The 22,555-nt window shown below is 55.8% G+C and carries 16 protein-coding genes; 14 read left to right on the top strand and 2 right to left on the bottom strand.

Annotated elements, in window-relative coordinates; all coding sequences use genetic code 11:
- Window positions 1-4: 4 nt before the first annotated feature.
- Window positions 5-1,057: a DUF2339 domain-containing protein gene (locus SGBXF1_RS18470; RefSeq protein WP_186427325.1), complete on the bottom strand. Its 1,053-nt coding sequence runs from the start codon at window positions 1,055-1,057 to the stop codon at window positions 5-7.
- Window positions 1,058-1,166: 109 nt separating this feature from the next.
- Between SGBXF1_RS18470 and tadA the strand changes: the two genes are divergently transcribed.
- Window positions 1,167-1,679, top strand: a complete 513-nt coding sequence (gene tadA, locus SGBXF1_RS18465) for a tRNA adenosine(34) deaminase TadA (protein WP_037422049.1) — start codon at window positions 1,167-1,169, stop codon at window positions 1,677-1,679.
- Here the strand turns inward: tadA and mltF are convergent, their stop codons facing one another.
- Window positions 1,680-3,140 (bottom strand): membrane-bound lytic murein transglycosylase MltF, encoded by a 1,461-nt coding sequence (mltF, locus tag SGBXF1_RS18460; protein ID WP_037422319.1) that lies wholly within the window; start codon window positions 3,138-3,140, stop codon window positions 1,680-1,682.
- 276 nt (window positions 3,141-3,416) lie between these two features.
- On the opposite strand from mltF, the gene purL reads away from it, so the two are divergent.
- The 13 genes from purL to patD all read left to right on the top strand — a co-directional run bounded on the left by purL (window position 3,417) and on the right by patD (window position 22,509).
- Entirely contained in the window at window positions 3,417-7,310 is a 3,894-nt protein-coding gene (gene purL, locus SGBXF1_RS18455) for a phosphoribosylformylglycinamidine synthase (RefSeq protein ID WP_186428537.1), read from the top strand.
- Between the two features lie 800 nt (window positions 7,311-8,110).
- Window positions 8,111-9,547 (top strand): sensor histidine kinase, encoded by a 1,437-nt coding sequence (locus tag SGBXF1_RS18450; RefSeq protein ID WP_037417456.1) that lies wholly within the window; start codon window positions 8,111-8,113, stop codon window positions 9,545-9,547.
- Window positions 9,548-9,549: 2 nt separating this feature from the next.
- The gene (gene qseG, locus SGBXF1_RS18445; protein WP_186427324.1) at window positions 9,550-10,419 is read left to right on the top strand and encodes a two-component system QseEF-associated lipoprotein QseG; all 870 of its coding nucleotides are present in this window, start codon (window positions 9,550-9,552) and stop codon (window positions 10,417-10,419) included.
- Window positions 10,416-11,753: a two-component system response regulator GlrR gene (gene glrR, locus SGBXF1_RS18440; RefSeq protein WP_186427323.1), complete on the top strand. Its 1,338-nt coding sequence runs from the start codon at window positions 10,416-10,418 to the stop codon at window positions 11,751-11,753. The genes qseG and glrR overlap by 4 nt, the downstream gene beginning before the upstream one ends.
- 129 nt (window positions 11,754-11,882) lie before the next feature.
- Window positions 11,883-13,505 carry an NAD+ synthase gene (locus SGBXF1_RS18435; protein WP_186427322.1) on the top strand — a complete coding sequence of 541 codons (1,623 nt, stop codon included), beginning with the start codon at window positions 11,883-11,885 and terminating at the stop codon, window positions 13,503-13,505.
- Between the two features lie 157 nt (window positions 13,506-13,662).
- Window positions 13,663-14,001: a nitrogen regulatory protein P-II gene (glnB, locus tag SGBXF1_RS18430; protein WP_004847623.1), complete on the top strand. Its 339-nt coding sequence runs from the start codon at window positions 13,663-13,665 to the stop codon at window positions 13,999-14,001.
- A 491-nt stretch (window positions 14,002-14,492) separates the two neighbouring features.
- On the top strand, window positions 14,493-15,416 hold the full coding sequence (locus tag SGBXF1_RS18425) for a LysR substrate-binding domain-containing protein (RefSeq protein ID WP_012146355.1): 924 nt from the start codon (window positions 14,493-14,495) through the stop codon (window positions 15,414-15,416).
- Window positions 15,417-15,531: 115 nt separating this feature from the next.
- Window positions 15,532-16,995 (top strand): gamma-aminobutyraldehyde dehydrogenase, encoded by a 1,464-nt coding sequence (locus SGBXF1_RS18420; RefSeq protein WP_186427321.1) that lies wholly within the window; start codon window positions 15,532-15,534, stop codon window positions 16,993-16,995.
- 62 nt (window positions 16,996-17,057) lie between these two features.
- Complete coding sequence (gene ydcS / locus SGBXF1_RS18415) at window positions 17,058-18,212, top strand: putative ABC transporter substrate-binding protein YdcS (RefSeq protein ID WP_186427320.1); 1,155 nt, start codon at window positions 17,058-17,060, stop codon at window positions 18,210-18,212.
- A 54-nt stretch (window positions 18,213-18,266) separates the two neighbouring features.
- On the top strand, window positions 18,267-19,295 hold the full coding sequence (locus SGBXF1_RS18410; RefSeq protein ID WP_037417470.1) for an ABC transporter ATP-binding protein: 1,029 nt from the start codon (window positions 18,267-18,269) through the stop codon (window positions 19,293-19,295).
- A gap of 7 nt (window positions 19,296-19,302) precedes the next feature.
- Window positions 19,303-20,241 carry an ABC transporter permease gene (locus SGBXF1_RS18405; RefSeq protein WP_370452814.1) on the top strand — a complete coding sequence of 313 codons (939 nt, stop codon included), beginning with the start codon at window positions 19,303-19,305 and terminating at the stop codon, window positions 20,239-20,241.
- Window positions 20,231-21,037, top strand: a complete 807-nt coding sequence (locus SGBXF1_RS18400) for an ABC transporter permease (protein WP_012146350.1) — start codon at window positions 20,231-20,233, stop codon at window positions 21,035-21,037. The genes SGBXF1_RS18405 and SGBXF1_RS18400 overlap by 11 nt, the downstream gene beginning before the upstream one ends.
- A gap of 47 nt (window positions 21,038-21,084) precedes the next feature.
- On the top strand, window positions 21,085-22,509 hold the full coding sequence (patD, locus tag SGBXF1_RS18395) for an aminobutyraldehyde dehydrogenase (protein WP_037417476.1): 1,425 nt from the start codon (window positions 21,085-21,087) through the stop codon (window positions 22,507-22,509).
- Window positions 22,510-22,555 lie beyond the last annotated feature (46 nt).

The following is a 22,555-nucleotide window of genomic DNA, read 5'->3' as shown; positions in this document are numbered from 1 at the left end:
AGCTTTAATCATCGGTTTGATCATGGGGTTTGCGGCCCAATTGCCAGATCTTCTCTGCGTAATGCCCCAAGGCCCACAGACTGAGACCGAGTAGCACAAAGAAAATAGCCTTCGGCATGGCACCCCAGAAAAACTCGAAAAAACGCGTGTAAAGGTTAATACCAAGAAACGTCAGGCCGAATCCGCGGAGCATGCCGTCGTCGCGTTTCAACCCCAGCCAAATGCAGCCGACGGCGACAAGGCCGAACAACAGGCTCCAGTGAAACAGTTCGATCTGGCGTGCATTGTACCAACTGTCGAGATCGCTATAGTTGCCAAAGATCGACAGTAACCAGAGGGCTATAAATAGGTATAACAGCCCCATCGCCAATGAAACCCGCTCCAGACCACGGCGAGCGAGTAGTGGCTGCAACAGCAACGCAGCCGCGATCAGTACCGCACCGAAGGCGATAAAGCGAATCGGAAAACTCATCCCGAGCCAATAGGCGCCCCAGCCCGACATATAACCGGTTTCGGCGCCGAAGGCGTTACCGAGCGACAGCAGAGCAAACCACCACACCAGCCCTGAGCGACTGAACCAGCCAATCACGCCATACAGCAGGGCAGCGAACATCAGTAGCAGTGAGATTCGGCCGCTGCCGTTATCCAGCCAAACGCCCATCTGCCACAAGGCACAGGCAGTCAGTAGTACGGCAACGAATAACGCCGCCTCATTGCCGTAACGTTTTTCCGGATACCGGTGGCGTCGGCGCAATGCCCACACATAGCCAAGAGCGGCGAGTATGGCGGCAATTGTCATACGTACGGGGGCATCAAAGCGGAACAGCTCACTGAGTCGGTATAGCAGTGCGCTGTCGGCGAACAGGCTACTGATGGCGATTACCAGAGAAGCCAGTGCGGCGAAAAACGCATAGCGTGCCAGCCGTCGCCAGTCGAAGGGCTGTACCTCGACATGTTGCATCAGTTGTTGCTGTTGCTGTGTCGTCAGTGCGCCTTCAGCTACCCAGCCGTCCAGTGCTTTACGCACTACGGCGGCATTCTTTTTATTGAATTTCATGTTTCCTGTCCCTGAAAAACACTGTTATTCGGCCAGTATAGTCGAGTGGCTGCGATAAAAGGGGCTACTGTGTATAATGCCCGCCGCAAAGTGCACGAGGAATAATGCAATGACTGAATATAACGATGAATACTGGATGCGTCAGGCATTGCAGCTGGCCTTGCGTGCGCAAGAAGAAGGTGAAGTGCCGGTGGGGGCATTGCTGGTGCTGGATAATCAGGTGATTGGCGAAGGCTGGAACCGGCCGATTGGCCGCCACGATCCAACCGCGCATGCAGAGATCATGGCTCTGAGACAGGGTGGCTCGGTATTGCAGAATTACCGTCTGCTAAATGCCACGCTGTATGTGACACTGGAACCTTGTGTGATGTGTGCAGGGGCGATGGTGCATAGCCGCATTCGCCGGTTGGTATACGGTGCGCCCGATGTAAAAACCGGTGCAGCAGGATCACTGGTGGATATTTTGCGCCATCCAGGCATGAATCATCAGGTGGAAATCCTGTCCGGCGTGCTGGCCGAGGAGTGCGCCGCTACGTTGAGCAACTTTTTCCGCATGCGCCGTGAACAGCAAAAGGCGTTGAAACTGGCACAGCGCGCAGGTCTGGATAAGAACCCAGATTAATCAGAAGTTAAGTGCCAGTTCCGGTGTGACGGCCGGGTAGCCTTTCCCCATTTCAGCCTGTTCGGCGGCTTCCTGCGCTGCCTTTCTCTCTTTTTCCAGTAGATAACCCACCAAACTGACCTGATAACGTCGGATGTTCTCTACATAGTTATAAGCTTCACGCCCGCGTGCATAGCCGTAGGTCAACTGCGGGTAATAGCGCTTTTGGCTGAGCATCGGCAGGCGCTGTTTGACGTCTACCCAGCTGTCCGGATTGCCTTTTTGCATCTTGGTCAGCTTGCGGGCATCGAGCATATGGCCCCAACCCATGTTGTAGGCCGCCAGTGAGAACCAGATGCGTTCATCTTCCGGCACGCTGTCGGGTACCTTGGCCATCAACCTTTGCAGGTAGAGTGCGCCACCCTGGATACTTTCCTCAGGATCGAGACGATCATTAACTCCCAGACCGTCGGCAGTGGCTCGCGTTAGCATCATGAGCCCGCGTACACCCGTCGGTGAGGTTGCCTGGGGATTCCAGTGTGATTCCTGATAGGCAATAGCTGCCAGCAGTTTCCAGTCGATCTCATTGGCATACTTTTCAAACAGCGAGCGAAATGTTGGCAGGACGGAGTCGATGGCTGATAGGAAGGTCTTGGTATCAACGTAATCGAAACTGCCGACGTGGCCGAGATATTTTTCCTCCAACCGTGCCAACGTCCCGTCGTCAACCATTTGACTGTAGAAGTCTAGCATTGCTGCATACAGACTGTCGTCGGTGCCGCGCTTCAAATACCAGGTGACGGGTTCTTCATCAGTCACGTCGAAGGCGACCGCCAGCTGCGGGTGGATACGTTGCAGCAGGGCAATGGTCACCGAATCACCGAGGGTATAGTCCAGTTTGCCGTCAGCTACCTGCTCCAACAGCTCCTTTGAGGTGAGATCGCTGGAGGATTCCCAGCTGAGGTTCGGGAACTTGCTTTGCTTAAGCTGTTTCAGCGTGCTTACGTGGGCAGAGCCAGAAGCAACGGCCAGTTTACCTTTAATATCGGCAAAGGTTTTTGGCCGAGCGGTTCCCAAACGGTAGACCAACTGCTGGGAGACCGAATAATAAGCTGGACCGGTGCGTGCGCGGCTGAGCCGATCCTGATTGTAGATCAGGCCTGCGGCCAGCAGGTCTGCATCGTCATCATCTAAATCGTCAAAAAGGTCATTGATATTCTTATGCGGGATCACCACCAGTTTCACACCCAGATAGTTGGCGAAGCGTTTTGCCAACTCATAGTCGAGACCACTCGGTCCCTGTTTGGTCGTGAAATAGGTTAACGGCGAGTTTAGCGTACTGATACGCAACTCCCCGCGGGATTTAATCTCTTCGAGTTGCCCGCCCTGACCGCCGCGCCAGGTAATATTGGGCCACAAGGCGAGCGCCAGAAGCAAGGTAACAACACCGATTAGAATGTAGTTTATTTTAAGGCGTTTCAAATAGTTATCCAGTGGTGGCACACGTGCACTGCCGACAGCAAACCAGTCTTTTCTTATGGTTAAATCACCAGTGCGGGGGCATTTTGCGCAACAAAACGCCAGCGTGCAACTTTATTGACACGTTATGACAATTCGATGGCGCAAACAGCTTTTATCAATAATAGCTACGCAAACGGTTTCGTCTGCGGCGTAGATTCTCTATAATGGCGCGCGTTTTCCCCCTGTTGCGCCCAATGAAGTGCTGAAGTCAGTTGCTTCGAAGACGAGAGAACTTTGATTATGGAAATACTGCGTGGTTCGCCCGCTTTGTCGGCTTTTCGTGTTACCAAACTGCTGTCCCGCTGTCAGGACGCTCAACTTCCTGTTAGTGATATCTACGCCGAGTACGTCCACTTTGCTGATGTTAGCGCGCCGCTAAACGCCGAAGAGCATGCCAAGCTTCAGCGTCTACTCAAGTACGGCCCCTCTCTCGCCGAACATGCCCCTGAAGGTCGCTTGCTGTTGGTGACGCCGCGTCCGGGTACTATTTCTCCGTGGTCTTCTAAAGCCAGCGATATCGCCCATAACTGCGGTTTGAAGCAGGTACTGCGATTGGAGCGCGGCCTGGCGTTTTACGTTAAGGCGCCGACGCTGACTGAAGCGCAATGGCAGCAGCTTGCTGTACTGTTGCACGATCGCATGATGGAAACCGTCTTCAGCAGTTTGCAACAGGCGGAACAACTGTTTGCTCAACATCAGCCTGCGCCTTACCAGGCCATCGATATGTTGGGTGAAGAGCGCAGCGCGCTGGAACAGGCCAACATCAAGTTGGGCCTGGCGCTGGCTGAGGACGAAATCGACTATCTTCTGAATGCCTTTACCGGTTTGGGGCGCAACCCGACGGATATCGAACTCTATATGTTCGCGCAGGCCAACTCTGAGCACTGCCGCCATAAAATTTTCAACGCCGATTGGATTATCGACGGTGAACAGCAGCCGAAGTCGCTGTTCAAAATGATCAAAAATACTTTTGAGCAGACGCCGGATTATGTGCTGTCGGCTTATAAAGATAACGCCGCAGTAATGGAAGGCTCGCAGGTAGGGCGTTTCTTCGCTGAGTCGGAAAGCGGTCAATATGATTATCATCAGGAAGAAGCACATATTCTGATGAAGGTGGAAACTCATAACCACCCGACAGCAATCTCCCCATGGCCAGGCGCAGCTACCGGTTCCGGCGGTGAGATCCGTGACGAGGGTGCTACCGGTCGCGGTGCCAAACCCAAAGCGGGCCTGGTGGGCTTCTCGGTCTCCAACCTGCGTATTCCTGGCTTCGAACAGCCATGGGAACAGGATTTCGGCAAACCTGACCGCATCGTTACTGCTCTGGACATCATGACTGAAGGTCCATTAGGCGGTGCAGCGTTCAACAACGAATTTGGTCGTCCGGCACTGGTGGGTTACTTCCGTACTTATGAAGAGCAGGTCAACAGCCATAATGGCGTGGAACTGCGTGGCTACCACAAGCCGATCATGCTGGCGGGCGGTATTGGTAACATCCGCGCCGATCACGTGCAAAAAGCGGAAATCACCGTAGGCGCCAAGTTGGTGGTGCTGGGTGGCCCGGCGATGAACATCGGTCTGGGTGGTGGTGCAGCCTCTTCCATGGCGTCCGGCCAGTCTGACGCCGATCTGGATTTCGCCTCGGTACAGCGCGACAACCCGGAAATGGAGCGCCGTTGCCAGGAAGTGATTGACCGCTGCTGGCAATTGGGCGCACAAAACCCAATTCTGTTTATTCACGATGTGGGTGCTGGTGGCTTGTCTAACGCCATGCCTGAGCTGGTTAGCGACGGTGGCCGCGGTGGTCGTTTCGAACTGCGCGATATTCTGAACGACGAGCCGGGCATGAGCCCACTGGAAGTCTGGTGTAACGAATCGCAAGAACGTTATGTCATGGCGATTGCGCCAGCGCAGATGGCGCAGTTTGACGAGATTTGTCGCCGCGAACGTGCCCCTTATGCCGTGATTGGTGAAGCTACCGAAGAACAGCATTTGACGCTGAACGACAGTCATTTCGACAATCAACCGATCGACATGCCGCTGGACGTGCTGCTGGGCAAAACGCCGAAGATGACGCGTGACGTAACGCGCCTGCAGGCCAAAGGCGAGCCGGTGCAGCGTGACAATATTACTCTGGCTGATGCAGTCAACCGTGTTCTGCATTTGCCGGCTGTTGCCGAGAAAACCTTCCTGATCACCATTGGCGACCGTACCGTGACCGGTATGGTGGCGCGTGATCAGATGGTTGGTCCATGGCAGATCCCTGTAGCGGATTGTGCAGTAACGACCGCCAGCCTGGACAGTTACTATGGTGAAGCGATGTCGATCGGCGAACGTGCGCCGGTTGCGCTGTTGGACTTCGCCGCTTCTGGCCGCCTGGCGGTAGGGGAAGCGTTGACCAACTTGGCAGGAACTGAGATTGGTTCACTCAAACGCGTGAAGCTTTCCGCTAACTGGATGGCAGCAGCAGGTCACCCGGGTGAAGACGCCGGTCTGTATGAAGCCGTGAAAGCCGTTGGCGAAGAGCTTTGTCCTGCACTGGGTATTACGATTCCCGTGGGCAAAGACTCAATGTCGATGAAAACTCGCTGGCAGGAAGGTAATGAACAGCGTGAAATGACCTCGCCGTTGTCGTTGGTTATCACCGGTTTTGCTCGCGTAGAAGACGTACGCCATACCGTGACGCCACAGTTGCGTACCGATAAGGGCGACAGCGCGCTGCTGTTGATCGACCTGGGTAATGGACATAACGCGCTGGGCGCCACCGCATTGGCACAGGTTTACCGCCAGTTAGGTGACAAACCGGCCGACGTGCGCAATGTCGAGCAATTGGCGGGCTTCTTTAATGCGATGCAACAGTTGGTGGCCGATCGCGCACTGCTGGCTTACCACGACCGTTCTGACGGTGGCCTGTTGGTCACGTTGGCAGAAATGGCGTTTGCCGGTCACTGCGGCGTGCAGGCGGACATTAACGCGTTGGGTGATGATGCACTGGCCGCATTGTTCAACGAGGAGTTGGGGGCGGTAATTCAAGTATCTGCTGACCAGCTTGAAGCTGTAAAACACGTATTTGCTCAGCAGGGTCTGATCGACAATGTGCACCATATCGGCAGCGTACAGGCTGGCGATCGCTTTGTGATTACTCAGGGCGATAAAACGGTGTACAGCGAAAGCCGTGCGACGTTGCGTACCTGGTGGGCAGAAACGACCTGGCAGATGCAGCGCCTGCGTGATAATCCTGAGTGTGCCGATCAGGAACACAAGGCCAAACAGGACGAGCGCGATCCTGGCCTGAACGTCAAATTGAGCTTCGCGCCGGAAGAAGACATTGCTGCGCCGTATATCGCCAAGGGTGCACGCCCTAAAGTGGCGGTGCTGCGTGAGCAGGGTGTTAACTCCCATGTTGAAATGGCAGCAGCATTCCATCGCGCCGGTTTTGATGCGGTAGATGTGCATATGAGCGATTTGCTGGAAGGGCGTCGCGATTTGCAGGACTTCCATACGTTGGTCGCCTGTGGTGGTTTCTCGTACGGCGACGTATTGGGTGCCGGTGAAGGTTGGGCGAAATCGATTCTGTTCAACGATCGCGTTCGCGACGAGTTCGAATCTTTCTTCCACCGTCCGCAAACCCTGGCATTGGGTGTGTGTAACGGGTGCCAGATGATGTCGAACCTGCGTGATCTGATCCCAGGTGCAGAACATTGGCCTCGCTTTGTACGTAACCTGTCTGACCGTTTCGAAGCGCGTTTCAGTCTGGTGGAGGTGGCGGCTAGCCCGTCACTGTTCATGCAAGGTATGGCGGGTTCTCGCATGCCGATCGCCGTGTCACACGGTGAAGGGCACGTCGAGGTGCGGGATGCTGCACACTTGGCGGCGTTGGAGCACCATGGTCTGGTTGCTTTGCGATTTGTCGATAATGCGGGCCATGTGACAGAAACCTACCCAGCGAACCCGAATGGTTCGCCGAACGGTATCACCGCTGTGACCAGCGCTAATGGCCGTGCGACGGTGATGATGCCGCATCCAGAGCGTGTATTCCGCACTGTCAGTAACTCATGGCACCCAGAAGAGTGGGGCGAAGACAGCCCGTGGATGCGCATGTTCCGTAACGCTCGTAAGCAGCTGGGCTAAGTAAGCATTCAGCAGTGGACTGCGGGGCGCAAGAGATTGCGCCCCTTTTTATTGGGTGGGGAGGGTTATTGTCTGCATTTTGCGACAGAGGCTATTTTCACTGTCTCTAAAAAGAGACATGTAACTCGTTGTTTTATAATGGTGTAAAATTAATTGAGTTAAGTTGTCGGGTTTTGGAGACAGGGCGGTGTTTTTTTATTCATCGAATGCCGTGATAAAGCGACCACTTTAGCCGCGATTAAAATTATTTTTATTTGATTTCAATGTGTTAATAAATATATTGAAAAATTGGCACGATAAGTGCATTATTCTCTCCAGTTGCTCATTCACCTTTTTATGACGGCCCCGTATTTAGACGGAATAGTTGCCTCATAAGCCTCCGAATGATGCCAAAGAAATGGTGCCTATCGTCCAACCAAACCGATAACAGACGCGCAAGCGCTTTATCAAGCATCGGGCGACACGTGGAGTGAGGCACCGCCTGTATCCAACTGTGATGAGTATTCATCAAATCCGGATACTTACGGATGCTATTCGTCCTATTCGATGCCAGCTTAGTGCTACATCACCCTGGGGACGAGGTTTAAGGGCATCCACACTTTCTTGCGATGGGGCAGTCCTGCCCCAGCGTCAATTCGTTAAAGTCATGTTTACCTCTCTTTCATTACGACAGACCCAAACGCAAACGCAAACTCCTGCCCAAGGCCCGCTTGCCTGTATTTTCCTGACGCTCCGCTGAACGCCGGGCTTTCCTCTCATCGGCGACTCAGTTAGCATCGAAGCAGACTAGAGACAATGAGATGATTTCGTTGAAAAGATGGCGTTTATTTCCCCGCTCGCTGCGCCAACTGGTGCTGATGGCGTTCCTGCTGGTGCTGTTGCCGCTGTTGGTGCTGGCTTATCAGGCTTACCAGAGCCTGGATCACCTGAGCGCGCAGGCGGCAGACATCAACCGCACCACGCTGGTGGATGCGCGACGCAGCGAGGCGATGACCAGTGTGGCGCTGGAAATGGAGCGCAGCTATCGCCAATATTGCGTATTGGTCGATCCCACTCTGGAAAAGCTGTACCAGAACCAACGAAAACAGTATTCGCAGATGCTCGACGCGCATGCACCAATCCTGCCTGATGAACGCTATTATCAAACGTTGCGTAATTTGCTGACCCAGCTTGCGGCGATTAAATGTCAAAGCAGTGGGCCGGACTCACAGGCTTCAGCACTGTTGGAGTCGTTTTCACGCTCGAATGCCGAGATGGTGCAGGCCACGCGTGCCGTGGTGTTTTCACGGGGTCAACAGTTACAGCAGGCGATTGCTGAGCGTGGCCAGTTCTTCGGCTGGCAGGCGTTGATGCTGTTTCTGGTCAGTGTGATGTTGGTGGTGCTGTTCACCCGGATGATTATCGGCCCGGTAAAAGCGGTTGAGCGGATGATCAACCGTTTAGGGGAAGGGCGAGCATTAGGTAGTACGGCATCTTTTAAAGGACCGCGAGAACTACGTTCGTTGGCGCAACGCATTATTTGGTTGAGTGAGCGGTTAGCGTGGTTGGAATCGCAGCGCCATGAGTTTTTACGCCATATATCGCATGAGTTGAAGACGCCGCTGGCCAGCATGCGTGAGGGTACCGAGCTGCTGGCGGACGAAGTTGCCGGTCCGTTGACGTCCGATCAAAAAGAAGTGGTGACCATTCTCGATCAAAGTAGCCGTCACTTGCAGCAGCTGATTGAACAACTGCTGGATTACAACCGTAAACTGGCCGATGGCCCGGCGGAACATGAGAATGTTGCGTTGGAAGAAATGGTTGAAATGGTCGTTGCTGCGCACAGTTTACCGGCTCGGGCAAAAATGATTCGCACCGAGATCCAACTGGATGCGGAAATCTGCTGGGCAGAGCCTACGCTATTAATGCGCGTACTGGATAATCTCTACTCCAATGCGGTGCACTACGGTAAGGAATCCGGTAACATTTGGATCCGCAGCCGTCAGGTTGGGCAACGGGTGCAGATTGATGTCGCCAATAGCGGCACACCGATCCCCGAAGCTGAGCAAACCATGATTTTTGAGCCTTTTTTCCAGGGTAGTCACCAGCGAAAAGGGGCGGTAAAAGGAAGCGGTCTTGGGCTAAGTATCGCGCAGGATTGTATCCGCCGGATGCGCGGCGAGCTGCAACTGGTCGAAGTTGCTGGCGCAGACGTCTGCTTCCGTATTGAATTGCCATTAACCGCCGAGAATGAATAATAATGTACACATGGTCTAAACGCCTTCGTCTCTCACAGACCGAACGTTCACCGCGTGCCACACAGGGTACGCCGCTCGGCAAGCGTCGATTTTCCTTTTTAGGCAGCGTTCTTTTTGTGCCCTTTCTACTGGCTGGCTGTGTTGATCGCGCGGTCAGCGGTGGCTTAAGCCAGCCGCAGCAGGAAGCGATCCCGGACACAAAAGTGGTGGATTACCGTATTGCAGCGTGTGACACCCTGTGGCCGCTCGACGAAAAAGATGCGTTGAATAACTCTCTTTACTGGCTGCGAGCCATGGATTGCGCGGATCGTATCGGTTCCACCCAGGCGCGTGCGCTGGCGAAAACGCTGCCCGGTGACAGTTGGTATGGAATTTTCAAACAAAGCATCCTGTTGGGTAGCGCTGAGCCAACCTCTGGCGAACGTCGCCAGATGATCGATCGCCTGAACAGTTATCGTCTGGAGTTCCCAAGTTCACTGCGCCCGTTGTTGCAATTGTGGCGTCAGCAGCAGGTGCTGCAGATCACTCTGTTTGATGAAAAGGCACGCTACCAACATCTGCAGGAAAGCTCTGACAGCCAGATAGATCAGTTGCGCCAGAGCCAAATACGTTTGCAGGCACAGTTGCAGGACACGTCACGTAAGTTGGAAAACCTGACTGACATCGAACGCCAGCTCTCTTCGCGCAAGCAGTTGCAAACTGAGATTCCGGACAACAGTGCGACGCAACAAAAAACCGACGCCGCGAAGAAAGTGGCACCAAACAAAGCCGGAGAACCGGACGCGGAACCGGAGAAGGGCACAGCCTTGCCGGTAGAGCCGGAAGATACCTATGCGCCGTCCCCTGCTAACAAGGAGTCCCACGCGCAATGACAGCACGCAAACCGGCCAATTTATTATTGGTTGACGACGATCCCAGCCTGCTCAAGCTGTTGGGAATGCGCCTGACCAGCGAAGGTTTTCATGTCACCATCGCAGAAAGCGGCCAGGAAGCGTTGCGCCTGTTAGGGCGCGAGAAGATTGATCTGGTGATAAGCGATTTACGGATGGATGAGATGGACGGCATGGCGTTGTTTGCCGAGATCCAGAAACATCAGCCGGGCATGCCGGTGATCATCCTTACCGCCCACGGCTCGATCCCGGACGCGGTGGCTGCCACACAGCAAGGGGTGTTCAGCTTCCTGACCAAGCCGGTGGATCGCGATGCGTTGTATAAGGCCATCGACGAAGCGCTGTCATTGTCGTTGCCTGCGGGTGATGACAGTTGGCGTGAAGAGATCGTTACCCGCAGCCCGATTATGCTGCGCCTGCTCGAGCAGGCAAAAATGGTGGCACAGTCCGATGTCAGCGTCTTGATCAACGGCCATAGCGGTACCGGTAAAGAGGTGCTGGCGCAAGCGATTCATGGTGCCAGCCCACGTGGTAAAAAGGCGTTTATTGCCATTAACTGTGGCGCGTTGCCGGAGCAGTTGCTGGAGTCAGAACTGTTTGGCCATGCAAAAGGGGCGTTTACCGGCGCAGTGAGTAGCCGTGAAGGGCTGTTTCAGGCGGCAGCCGGCGGCACGCTGTTCCTTGATGAGATCGGCGATATGCCGCTTTCACTCCAGGTTAAATTGTTGCGCGTGCTGCAAGAGCGCAAGGTACGCCCGTTGGGCAGTAACCGTGATTTGGACATTGACGTACGCATTATTTCCGCCACTCACCGCGATCTGCAAAAGGCGATGGCGAAAAACGAATTCCGTGAGGATTTGTACTATCGCCTGAATGTGGTGAACCTGAAAATCCCTGCACTGAATGAACGCGCCGAGGATATTCCATTACTGGCCAATCATCTGCTGCGCGAATCCGCCAAACGCCACAAGCCGTTTGTCCGTAGCTTCTCTTCGGACGCCATGAAACGCCTGATGACCGCCAGCTGGCCGGGTAACGTGCGCCAACTGGTGAACGTTATCGAACAGTGTGTGGCCTTGACCTCTGCGCCAGTGATCAGCGAAGCGCTGGTGGAACAGGCGCTGGAAGGGGAAAATACCGCCTTGCCGACCTTTGTCGAGGCGCGTAATCAGTTTGAATTACATTACCTGCGCAAGCTGTTACAGATCACTAAAGGTAACGTGACGCAGGCCGCGCGTATGGCAGGCCGTAACCGCACCGAGTTTTATAAATTGCTGTCGCGTCATGAACTGGACGCCAACGATTTTAAAGAATGATATTTTCCGCTGCGGCCTGCGCACGCAGGTTCTCAACAAACGCAACGGAATGATTTACACTCCGTTCTCTTGTTTGTGGCGTGGCCCAACACAGAGAACCATGGAACGTATTAAGCGGGATCCTAAACAATGAGCAGATCACTATCCATCGCATTGGCCCAGTTAAACCTGCTGGTCGGTGACATTGAAGGCAACACCGAGCGCATGTTGCAAACGGTGCAAGAGCAGCAGAAGGCGGGAGCCGATCTGGTCATGTTCACCGAACTGGCGCTGTCTGGTTATCCGCCGGAAGACCTGTTGTATCGCAATGATTTTTATCAGCGCTGTGACGTGCAGTTGCATCGTTTGCAACAGGCGTCGGTCGATGTAGCCATTCTGGTCGGCCACCCGTGGCGTGAAGGCGACAAACTCTATAATGCGCTGTCGCTGTTCTCCGAAGGGAAGTTGCTGGCGCGTTACTTCAAACAGCAGTTGCCGAACTATGGTGTTTTCGATGAGAAACGCTACTTCCAGGCGGGCAATGAAACCTGCGTGGTTGAGCTGAAAGGCTATCAATTGGGCCTGCTGATTTGTGAAGATCTGTGGTTCCCTGAGCCGGTCGATGCTGCCAAGGCCGCTGGCGCTGAAATGATTTTGTCTATCAATGCCTCGCCGTACAATCGTGAAAAGCCGTATATCCGCAAAACGCTGATGGCTGGCCATTGCCAACGGACCCATTTGCCTCTGGTGTACCTGAACCAGATCGGTGGGCAGGATGAGCTGATTTTTGACGGCTGCTCGAAGGTATTCGACGCCGCTGGCAACATGACCCACCGTCTGGCGGCATTTGCCGAACAGGTCACGTTACTTGAGTTCAATGAGCTGGACGTAGTGCCAATGACGGCACCGGCTGCTGAGTTACCACAGTTAGCGCAGGTGTATGAAGCCCTGGTGCTGGCAGTGCGCGATTACGTCACTAAAAATGGCTTTAAGGGCGCAGTGCTGGGGTTGTCTGGCGGTATCGATTCGGCGCTGACGCTGGCAATTGCGGTCGATGCATTGGGCAAAGATAAAGTGCAGGCACTAATGATGCCGTTCCGCTACACCGCGGATATCAGCATTGCCGACGCCAAAGAAGAAGCCGAAATCCTGGGTATTGAATTTGATATCGTCTCCATTGAGCCTATGTTTGATGCCTTTATGGGCCAACTGACGCCAATGTTTGCCGGTACCGAACGTGATACCACGGAAGAAAACTTGCAAGCACGCTGCCGTGGTGTGGTGTTGATGGCGCTGTCTAATAAGCGCCGTAGCATCGTGTTGACGACAGGTAATAAAAGCGAGATGGCGGTAGGTTATGCCACGCTGTATGGTGATATGGCGGGTGGTTTCGACGTACTGAAAGACGTACCGAAAACACTGGTATTCAAGTTATCCGAATACCGCAATACCGTTTCTTATGTGATCCCGCAGCGGGTTATCGATCGCCCGCCGTCCGCAGAGCTCGCACCGGATCAGCTCGATCAGGACAGCTTGCCGCCGTACGACATTCTGGATGCGATTCTGGAAGGTTATGTCGAACGCGATAAGTCGGTTGCCGATCTGGTGGCCGAAGGTTTCGACGAGGCGATCGTGCGCAAAGTTATCCGCCTGGTGGATATCAACGAATACAAACGGCGTCAGGCTGCCGTCGGGCCGCGTATTACCGCCCGCAATTTCGGCAAAGACCGCCGCTACCCAATCACATCCGGCTTTGGCCGCAAAAATTGGTAATTAAGTGCCTATTCAATAGGCGTTATCGTCGCCGTTAGTTTGGGTTCGGACAGCACGCAGGGCCCGGAGCGTATAGGTAGTACGTGAGGAGCCCGAGTACTGCCCGGGCGCAAAATGACAAGAAAAATAGCCTAGTGAATAGGTGCGAGGAAACAAGATGAAAAAGATCGACGCCATTATCAAGCCGTTCAAACTGGATGATGTCCGTGAAGCGCTGGCTGAGGTTGGCATTACCGGGATGACCGTCACCGAAGTGAAAGGCTTCGGCCGCCAGAAGGGCCACACCGAGCTGTACCGTGGCGCGGAGTATATGGTCGATTTTCTGCCAAAGGTGAAAATTGAGATCGTGGTGGCCGACGATATCGTCGATACCTGCGTCGAGACCATCATGCAGACCGCGCAAACCGGCAAAATCGGCGACGGTAAGATTTTTGTCTTCGACGTGGCGCGTGTAGTGCGTATTCGTACTGGCGAACAAGACGAAGAAGCGATTTAATGTGATCGTCTACCGGGCACCGCCAGCTTGAGCTTGGGCAGTGCTCGGCCTCCTCGCGTACTACGTGTACGCTCCGGGGCACTGTGCGGCTTTCCGCACTCAATCTGGCTGGCGCTCGCTACGCCCTTGATCCCTGAGTCTGTGATCGTCTACCGGGCACCGCTAGCTTGAGGTTGGGCAGTGCTCGGCCTCCTCGCGTACTACATGTACGCTCCGGGGCACTGTGCGGCTTCCCGCACTCAATCGGGCTGGCGCTCGCTACGCCCTTGATCCTTGAGTCTGTGATCGTCTACCGAGCACCGCCAGCTTGAGCTTGGGCAGTGCTCGGCTTCTTATACCCCGCTAAAACCTCACAACGATTGATCGCTCGATCATTTCCGCTATCTGCATTCTAAAAAAGCGAAGGTTGTCGCGTTTTTGGTAGTTTTTCCGATCGCTTCCCGCACGGTATCTTACACTCAGCCCAACTGTTTTGATTGAGGTTGTGACCCATGATGACGCTACGCCAAATCCGCCATTTTATTGCGGTGGCGGAAACCGGATCGATCTCTGCCGCTGCGCAGGCGGTGTTTGTTTCCCAATCTTCGCTGACACTGGCCATTCAGCAACTGGAGACCGACATTGGCGTACGGTTGTTTGATCGCCATGCCAAGGGCATGAACCTGACGCACCAGGGCCACCAGTTTCTCCGCCAGTCTTATCTGATCCTCGCCACGGTGGACAATGCCAAACGCAGCCTGCAATTGGGGACCGAAAGCCTGACCGGCAAGCTGACCATCGGTGTGACCAGTCTGGTGGCCGGGTATTTCTTGGTCGAGCTGCTCAAGCGGTTTAAGTCGGCCTATCCCAATGTCACCATTCAGATGATCGAAGATGAACGTCCTTATATTGAACACCTGCTGGTGAGCGGGGAGATCGACATCGGTGTGCTGATACTGTCGAATATCGAAGACCGCGATGCGCTACAGACTGAAGTGCTGATGCACTCACCTTATCGTCTGTGGCTGCCGCCGCTACATCCACTGCTGGATCATGAAAGTATTGGCTTGGCGGATGTGGCGAAGCTGCCGCTGATCCAGCTTAACGCCGACGAAATGGACGTACATGCGCGCCGCATCTGGGCGCGCGCCGGGGTGAAACCGGAAATCGCCATGAAAACCGGTTCGACAGAAGCGGTGCGCAGCCTGGTAGCGGCAGGCATGGGCGTTTCAATCCTGCCGGACATGGCCTATCGCGCCTGGTCGCTGGAGGGCAACATGATTGAGGCTCGCAAGCTGGTGGATTTGCTGGAGCCGCTGGACATCGGCCTGGCCTGGCGACGCGGCAGTGCGCGGCCGGAACTGGTCACGCCATTCCTCACCATTGCCCGTGAAAACGGCAATATGCACGCCGCTGGGCTGAAGCATTCGATTTAATCGAACGCGGCGTTCAGTATTTAGAATTTGTTGGCTGCCTGATGCTCGCTTAGTCTGATTGAAACTAACTTATTCACATTTGGTTAACGTTTTGGTCACTTAGGGGCAATACACGATGGCAGATGTGCACCTCCTTTCAGGTTTATCCTGTCAGCAATTCATTAACGGTCAGTCGGTCGAAGGCGAAGGCCAGCAGGAGTGCATCGTTAATCCGGCCAATGGCGAAACGCTGGTTTCCATCACCGAAGCTTCATCGGCGCAGGTGGGCAGTGCGGTTAAGGCGGCACAGCAGGCTTTCAACCACTGGTCGCGCACCACTCCGGCCTTTCGTGCTTCTATTCTGCTGCGCATTGCCGACGCTATCGAACGGCAGGCCCCGCGCCTGGCCGGTCTGGAAGCGCTCAACTGCGGCAAGCCGTTGCATCAGGCGCTCAATGATGACCTGCCGGCGGCCGTCGACGTGTTTCGTTTCTTTGCCGGCGCGGTGCGTACCCAGCAGGGGCAACTGGCGGGTGAATACATTGAAGGGCACACTTCGATGATCCGCCGCGACCCGATCGGCGTGGTGGCCTCAATTGCGCCCTGGAACTACCCGTTGATGATGGCGGCCTGGAAGATTGCACCAGCGCTGGCGGCGGGCAACACCGTGGTATTCAAACCTTCTGAACATACTCCCTTGACCATTTTGGCGCTGGTGCCTGCACTGCAGGACATCCTGCCGCCAGGCGTGCTGAATATCATCTATGGCGGCGGAGAAGGGGTCGGAAGCCATCTGGTCGGGCATCCGCAGGTGCGTTTGGTCTCGGTGACCGGCGATATTGTCACCGGGCAAAAAATTCTGCAAGCCGCGGCGAAAAGCGTCAAACGCACGCATCTCGAGCTGGGCGGCAAGGCACCGGTGATTGTCTGTGACGATGCCGATCTGGACGAAGTGGTTAACAGCATCCGTACCTACGGCTATTACAACGCTGGACAAGATTGCACCGCAGCTTGCCGCATCTACGCGCAGGCGGGGATCTATCCGAAGCTTGTAGAGGCACTGGGCGAGGCGGTGGCCAGCCTGCGTTTTGCTCGTAAGCGTGATGAAGATAACGAAATCGGTCCGCTGATCAGCAGCCGCCAGCGCGATCGCGTTGCCAGCTTTGTCGAACGGGCGCTCAGCCAGCCGCATATTGAATTGATTACCGGTGCCGCCGCGCACTCCGGCCCGGGCTTCTACTACCAACCCACGCTGCTGGCCGGCTGCCTGCAAAGCGACGAAATCGTCCAGCGCGAGGTGTTCGGCCCGGTGGTGAGCGTCACCCGCTTTGAACATCTGGAGCAGGCGGTTAACTGGGCAAACGATTCCGAATACGGCCTGGCCTCGTCGGTCTGGACGCAGAATATCGATCGGGCGCTGCATATCGCTGCGCATCTGCAATACGGCAGCACCTGGATCAACACCCATTTCACCCTGGCCAGTGAGATGCCACACGGGGGCCTGAAACGCTCCGGCTACGGCAAAGATCTTTCCAGTGATTCACTGCAAGACTACAGCGTAGTCAGGCATGTAATGGCGAAATTTAAAGCCAGCTTCTAATGAAAACGACAGCGGCAGCCGTTCCCTGCCGCAAAACGATACGCAACACAGGGGTCATTACGATGGGAAAAACTACCGCAGTCACCACCACAGTTTCCGCACTCTGTTTCACCGTGCTTTGCGGCCTGGCCCAGGCGGCCGACTTGCCGCAGGCGCTGGGCAAAGGCGAAGGGCGCCTGGATATCATCGCCTGGCCAGGTTATATCGAACGTGGCCAGTCCGATAAAAATTATGACTGGGTCAGCCAGTTTGAAAAACAAACCAGCTGTGCGGTGAATGTGAAAACCGCCGCAACCTCCGACGAAATGGTCAGCCTGATGGCCAAGGGCGGCTATGACCTGGTCACCGCTTCCGGCGATGCCTCGCTGCGATTGATCTTCGGTAAACGGGTGCAGCCAATCAATCCTGCGCTGCTCCCCAACTGGAAAAATATAGATCCGCGTTTGCTGAACGGTGCCTGGTACACCGTAGATGGCAAAACCTATGGCACGCCTTATCAGTGGGGGCCAAACCTGCTGATGTACAACACCAAAACCTTCCCAACGCCGCCAGACAGCTGGGCGGTAGTGTTCCAGCAACAGAACCTGCCGGACGGCAAGACCAATCAGGGCCGGGTGCAGGCCTACGACGGGCCTATTTACATCGCCGATGCGGCGCTGTTCCTGAAGGCCACGCAACCGCAGCTTGGCATCAGCGATCCGTACCAGTTGAACGAAGAGCAGTATCAGGCCGCCCTGAAGCTGTTGCGCACCCAGCATGCCTTGATCCACCGCTACTGGCATGACACCTCGGTGCAGATGAGCGATTTCAAAAACGAAGGTGTAGTGGCCTCCAGCGCCTGGCCGTATCAGGCCAATGCCCTTAAAGGGGAAGGCCAGCCGATTGGTACCGTGTTCCCAAAAGAGGGGGTTACAGGTTGGGCGGACACCACCATGCTGCACGCCGATGCCAAGCATCCGAACTGTGCTTACCTGTGGATGAACTGGTCGCTGGAGCCGAAAGTACAGGGCGACGTTGCCGCCTGGTTTGGTTCGGTACCGGCATCACCGGCGGGCTGCAAGGCCAGCACGTTACTGGGCGACAAGGGCTGCGAAACCAACGGGTTCAATCAGTTCGACAAGATTGCCTTCTGGAAAACGCCACAGGCGCAGGGCGGAAAATTTGTGCCATATAGCCGCTGGACCCAGGACTATATCGCCATCATGGGCGGCCGCTAACCCGCGGGGGCGTAGCCTGCTACGCCCGATTAATGCCTTTCAGGAGCGCAGATCATGACCATTGCCGTGCAATTTATCGATGTTTCGCGGAGCTTCGGCGAAGTTCGCGCCGTAGACCGGGTTTCTATCGAAATACAAGACGGGGAATTTTTCTCCATGCTTGGGCCTTCGGGTTCGGGCAAAACCACCTGCCTGCGACTGATCGCCGGCTTTGAACAACTCAGTGCCGGCTCGATCCGCATTCACGGCCAGGAGGCGGCCAACCTGCCGCCGTATCAACGAGACGTGAATACCGTATTTCAGGATTACGCGTTGTTCCCGCACATGTCGGTACTGGAAAACGTCGCCTACGGATTGATGGTGAAGGGCGTAGCCAAACGTGAACGATTGGCGCGGGCACAGGAAGCGCTGGACAGCGTGGCGCTGGGGTTCGTGGCAGAGCGTAAACCGGCGCACCTTTCTGGCGGTCAGCGCCAACGTGTTGCACTGGCCCGCGCACTGGTGAATCGACCGCGGGTGCTGTTGCTGGATGAACCACTGGGCGCGTTGGATCTCAAGCTGCGTGAACAGATGCAGGGCGAGCTGAAAAAGCTGCAGCGCCAACTGGGTATCACCTTTATTTTCGTTACCCACGATCAGAGCGAAGCGCTATCGATGTCCGACCGGGTGGCAGTGTTCAACAACGGGCGAATCGAACAGGTGGATGCGCCGCGTGAGCTGTATATGCGGCCGAAGACGCCGTTCGTCGCCGAGTTTGTCGGCACCTCTAACGTGGTGCGCAGCGAGTTGGCGCAGCGCTTGCTCGGCCAGACTGCCACCTTCTCGATCCGTCCCGAACATATTCGCTTAATGGGTCAGTCCGGTGTTGCACAGGGTGAAATCCAGGTGCAGGGATTGCTGCAAGAGATCCATTACCAAGGCGCGGCCACGCGCTATGAAATTGCGTTGAGCAGCGGTGAGAAACTGCTGGTCAGTGAGGCGAATCCTCAGTGGCACGCCGACGGGCAGCAGCACCTGATCGGTCAGCCGGTCACCGCTTGCTGGTCACGTGAGGCGATGGTGCCACTGCTGGAGGAGAGGTGAGATGGAGATGAGCATCGACTATCCCGCGCCGCGCCGCGGTACTTTGCGCACCCTGTCGACCTTCCTCTACCGCCGGCCGACGCTGTACCTGCTGCTGTTACTGGTTCCACCGCTGTTGTGGTTCGGCGCGGTGTACCTTGGCTCATTACTGACGCTGCTGTGGCAGGGGTTTTATACCTTCGACGACTTCACCATGACGGTGACGCCGGATCTAACCTTCGATAACCTGCGGGCGCTGTTCAACCCGGCCAACTACGACATCATCCTGCGCACGCTGACGATGGCGGTACTGGTGTCGCTGGCCAGTGCGGTGTTGGCGTTCCCGATTGCTTACTACATGGCGCGTTACACCAGTGGCCGCGTCAAAGCGTTCTTTTATATCGCGGTGATGATGCCGATGTGGGCCAGCTATATCGTCAAGGCCTACGCCTGGACGCTGCTGCTGGCAAAGGATGGCGTGGCGCAGTGGTTCCTGCAACATCTGGGGCTGGAGCCAGTGTTGGCGGCAATCCTCACCGTGCCGGGCGTTGGGGGCAATACCCTGTCGACCTCCGGGTTGGGGCGTTTTCTGGTGTTTGTTTATATCTGGCTGCCGTTCATGATCTTGCCGATCCAGGCGGCGCTGGAACGCCTGCCGCCTTCGTTGCTGCATGCTTCGGCGGATCTGGGGGCACGTCCATCGCAGACTTTCCGTTACGTGATCCTGCCGTTGGCGGTGCCGGGCATTGCCGCCGGGTCGATCTTCACCTTCTCGCTGACGTTGGGGGACTTTATTGTGCCGCAGCTGGTGGGGCCGCCGGGCTATTTCATCGGCAGCATGGTGTACGCCCAGCAAGGGGCGATCGGCAATATGCCGATGGCAGCGGCCTTTACCTTGGTACCGATTGTGTTGATCGCGATTTATCTTTCCATTGTGAAACGTCTGGGGGCCTTCGATGCACTCTGAGCGCGCGCCATTAGGGCTGAAACTGGCCGCCTGGGGCGGTCTGATTTTCCTGCATTTCCCACTGGCGATTATCGCCATCTACGCCTTCAACACCGAGGACGCGGCGTTCAGCTTCCCGCCGAAGGGTTTCACGTTGCATTGGTTCAGTGTTGCTGCCGGTCGGCAGGACATTATCGATGCGATGCTGCTTTCCGCGCAGATTGCTGCGCTGGCGACGGCGGTGGCGCTGGTACTGGGCACCCTGGCGGCGGCGGCGCTGTACCGGCGTGATTTCTTCGGTAAAGACAGCATTTCACTGTTGCTGCTGTTACCAATCGCGCTGCCGGGCATTGTTACCGGTCTGGCGCTGCTGGCGGCGTTCAAGGCGCTAAATATCGAACCGGGCGTACTGACCATCGTGATTGGGCATGCCACCTTCTGCGTGGTGATCGTGTTCAACAATGTCATCGCTCGTTTCCGCCGGACCTCCCATAGCTTGATCGAGGCTTCCATGGATCTCGGCGCCGACGGTTGGCAAACCTTCCGCTACGTGATGTTGCCCAACCTGGGGTCAGCATTGCTGGCCGGTGGCATGCTGGCGTTCGCGCTGTCGTTTGATGAAATCATTGTCACCACCTTTACTGCCGGGCATGAACGCACGCTGCCGCTGTGGCTGCTGAATCAACTCGGTCGCCCGCGCGATGTGCCCATCACCAACGTGGTGGCGCTGTCGGTGATGTTGCTGACCATGATCCCGATTTTGGGAGCCTATTACCTGACCAAGGGCGGCGAAAGCGTCGCCGGCAGCGGCAAATAGCCTCTTGACCCTAATGCGTACCAGACATCTTACAAAAGGATAACCTTATGCAAAGCCAACTGTTGATTAACGGCCAACTGGTTACCGGCCAGGGCGCGTTGTTGCCGGTGTATAACCCGGCAACCGGAGAGGTAGTGGTGCAGGTGGCTGAAGCCAGTGCAGAGCAGATCGATCAGGCGGTGCTGGCGGCCGACGCCGCATTTACTGAATGGGGACAAACGACGCCGAAAGAGCGTTCCGAATATTTGCTGAAGCTGGCGGATCTGATCGACAGTCATGCGGAAACTTTTGCCCGCCTGGAATCGATTAACTGCGGCAAACCTTACCACTGTGTATTGAACGACGAACTGCCGGGCGTGGCTGATGTTTTCCGCTTCTTCGCCGGGGCCAGTCGTTGTTTGAGCGGGCTGGCGGCCGGTGAATATCTGGCTGGGCACACCTCGATGATCCGGCGTGATCCCTTGGGCGTTGTCGCCTCTATTGCTCCCTGGAACTACCCGCTTATGATGGCGGCGTGGAAGTTGGCACCGGCCCTGGCGGCGGGTAACTGTGTGGTGCTTAAGCCATCGGAACAAACCCCGTTAACGACCTTTAAGCTGGCTGAACTGGCTGCCGGGTTGTTCCCTCCGGGTGTGTTCAACGTGCTGTTTGGTCGTGGTGCCAGTGTCGGTGACAGGCTGACCGGCCATAACAAAGTGCGCATGGTATCCCTGACCGGCTCAATCGCCACCGGCGAACATATTATTGGCCATACCGCATCCGGCATTAAGCGCACCCATATGGAACTGGGGGGCAAGGCGCCGGTGCTGGTGTTTGACGACGCTGACCTGCAACAGGTGGTGGAAGGGATCCGCAGCTTTGGTTTCTACAACGCCGGTCAAGACTGCACCGCCGCCTGTCGCATTTACGCGCAGAAAGGCATCTATCCGCAGTTGGTGAAGGCGTTGGGCGAGGCGATTAGTAGCCTCAAGATCGGGCCGCCAGAAGATCAAAGCAGCGAGCTGGGCCCGTTGATTACCGCTCAGCATCTGGAGCGGGTGGTGGGTTTTGTCGAGCGAGCGAAAGCCTTGCCGCATGTACAGGTGGTGACCGGTGGTGAGCGGGTTAACGGCCCTGGCTACTATTTCCAGCCGACGTTGTTGGCCGGTGCTCGTCAGGAGGATGAAATTGTACAGCGTGAAGTGTTTGGGCCGGTGGTGACCGTTACACCGTTCGACGACGAGGCGCAGGTGCTGGCCTGGGCCAACGAGTCTGACTATGGGCTGGCGTCTTCACTGTGGACGCGGGACGTGGGGCGGGCACATCGTCTGAGCGCGCGTTTGCAATACGGTTGTACTTGGGTCAATACCCATTTCATGCTGGTGAGCGAGATGCCACACGGTGGTCAAAAGTTGTCCGGTTACGGCAAGGATATGTCGATGTACGGCCTGGAAGATTACACCGCGATTCGCCATGTAATGTTTAAACATTGATTTATCAGGTTTTATCTGCAAAATAACGCGGCTTTCAGACCGGCTC

This window comes from Serratia grimesii, from assembly GCF_900186025.1.
Taxonomy (GTDB): domain Bacteria; phylum Pseudomonadota; class Gammaproteobacteria; order Enterobacterales; family Enterobacteriaceae; genus Serratia; species Serratia grimesii.
Note: the sequence above shows the minus strand (reverse complement) of the source record. Positions and strands in the feature narration are given on the sequence as shown.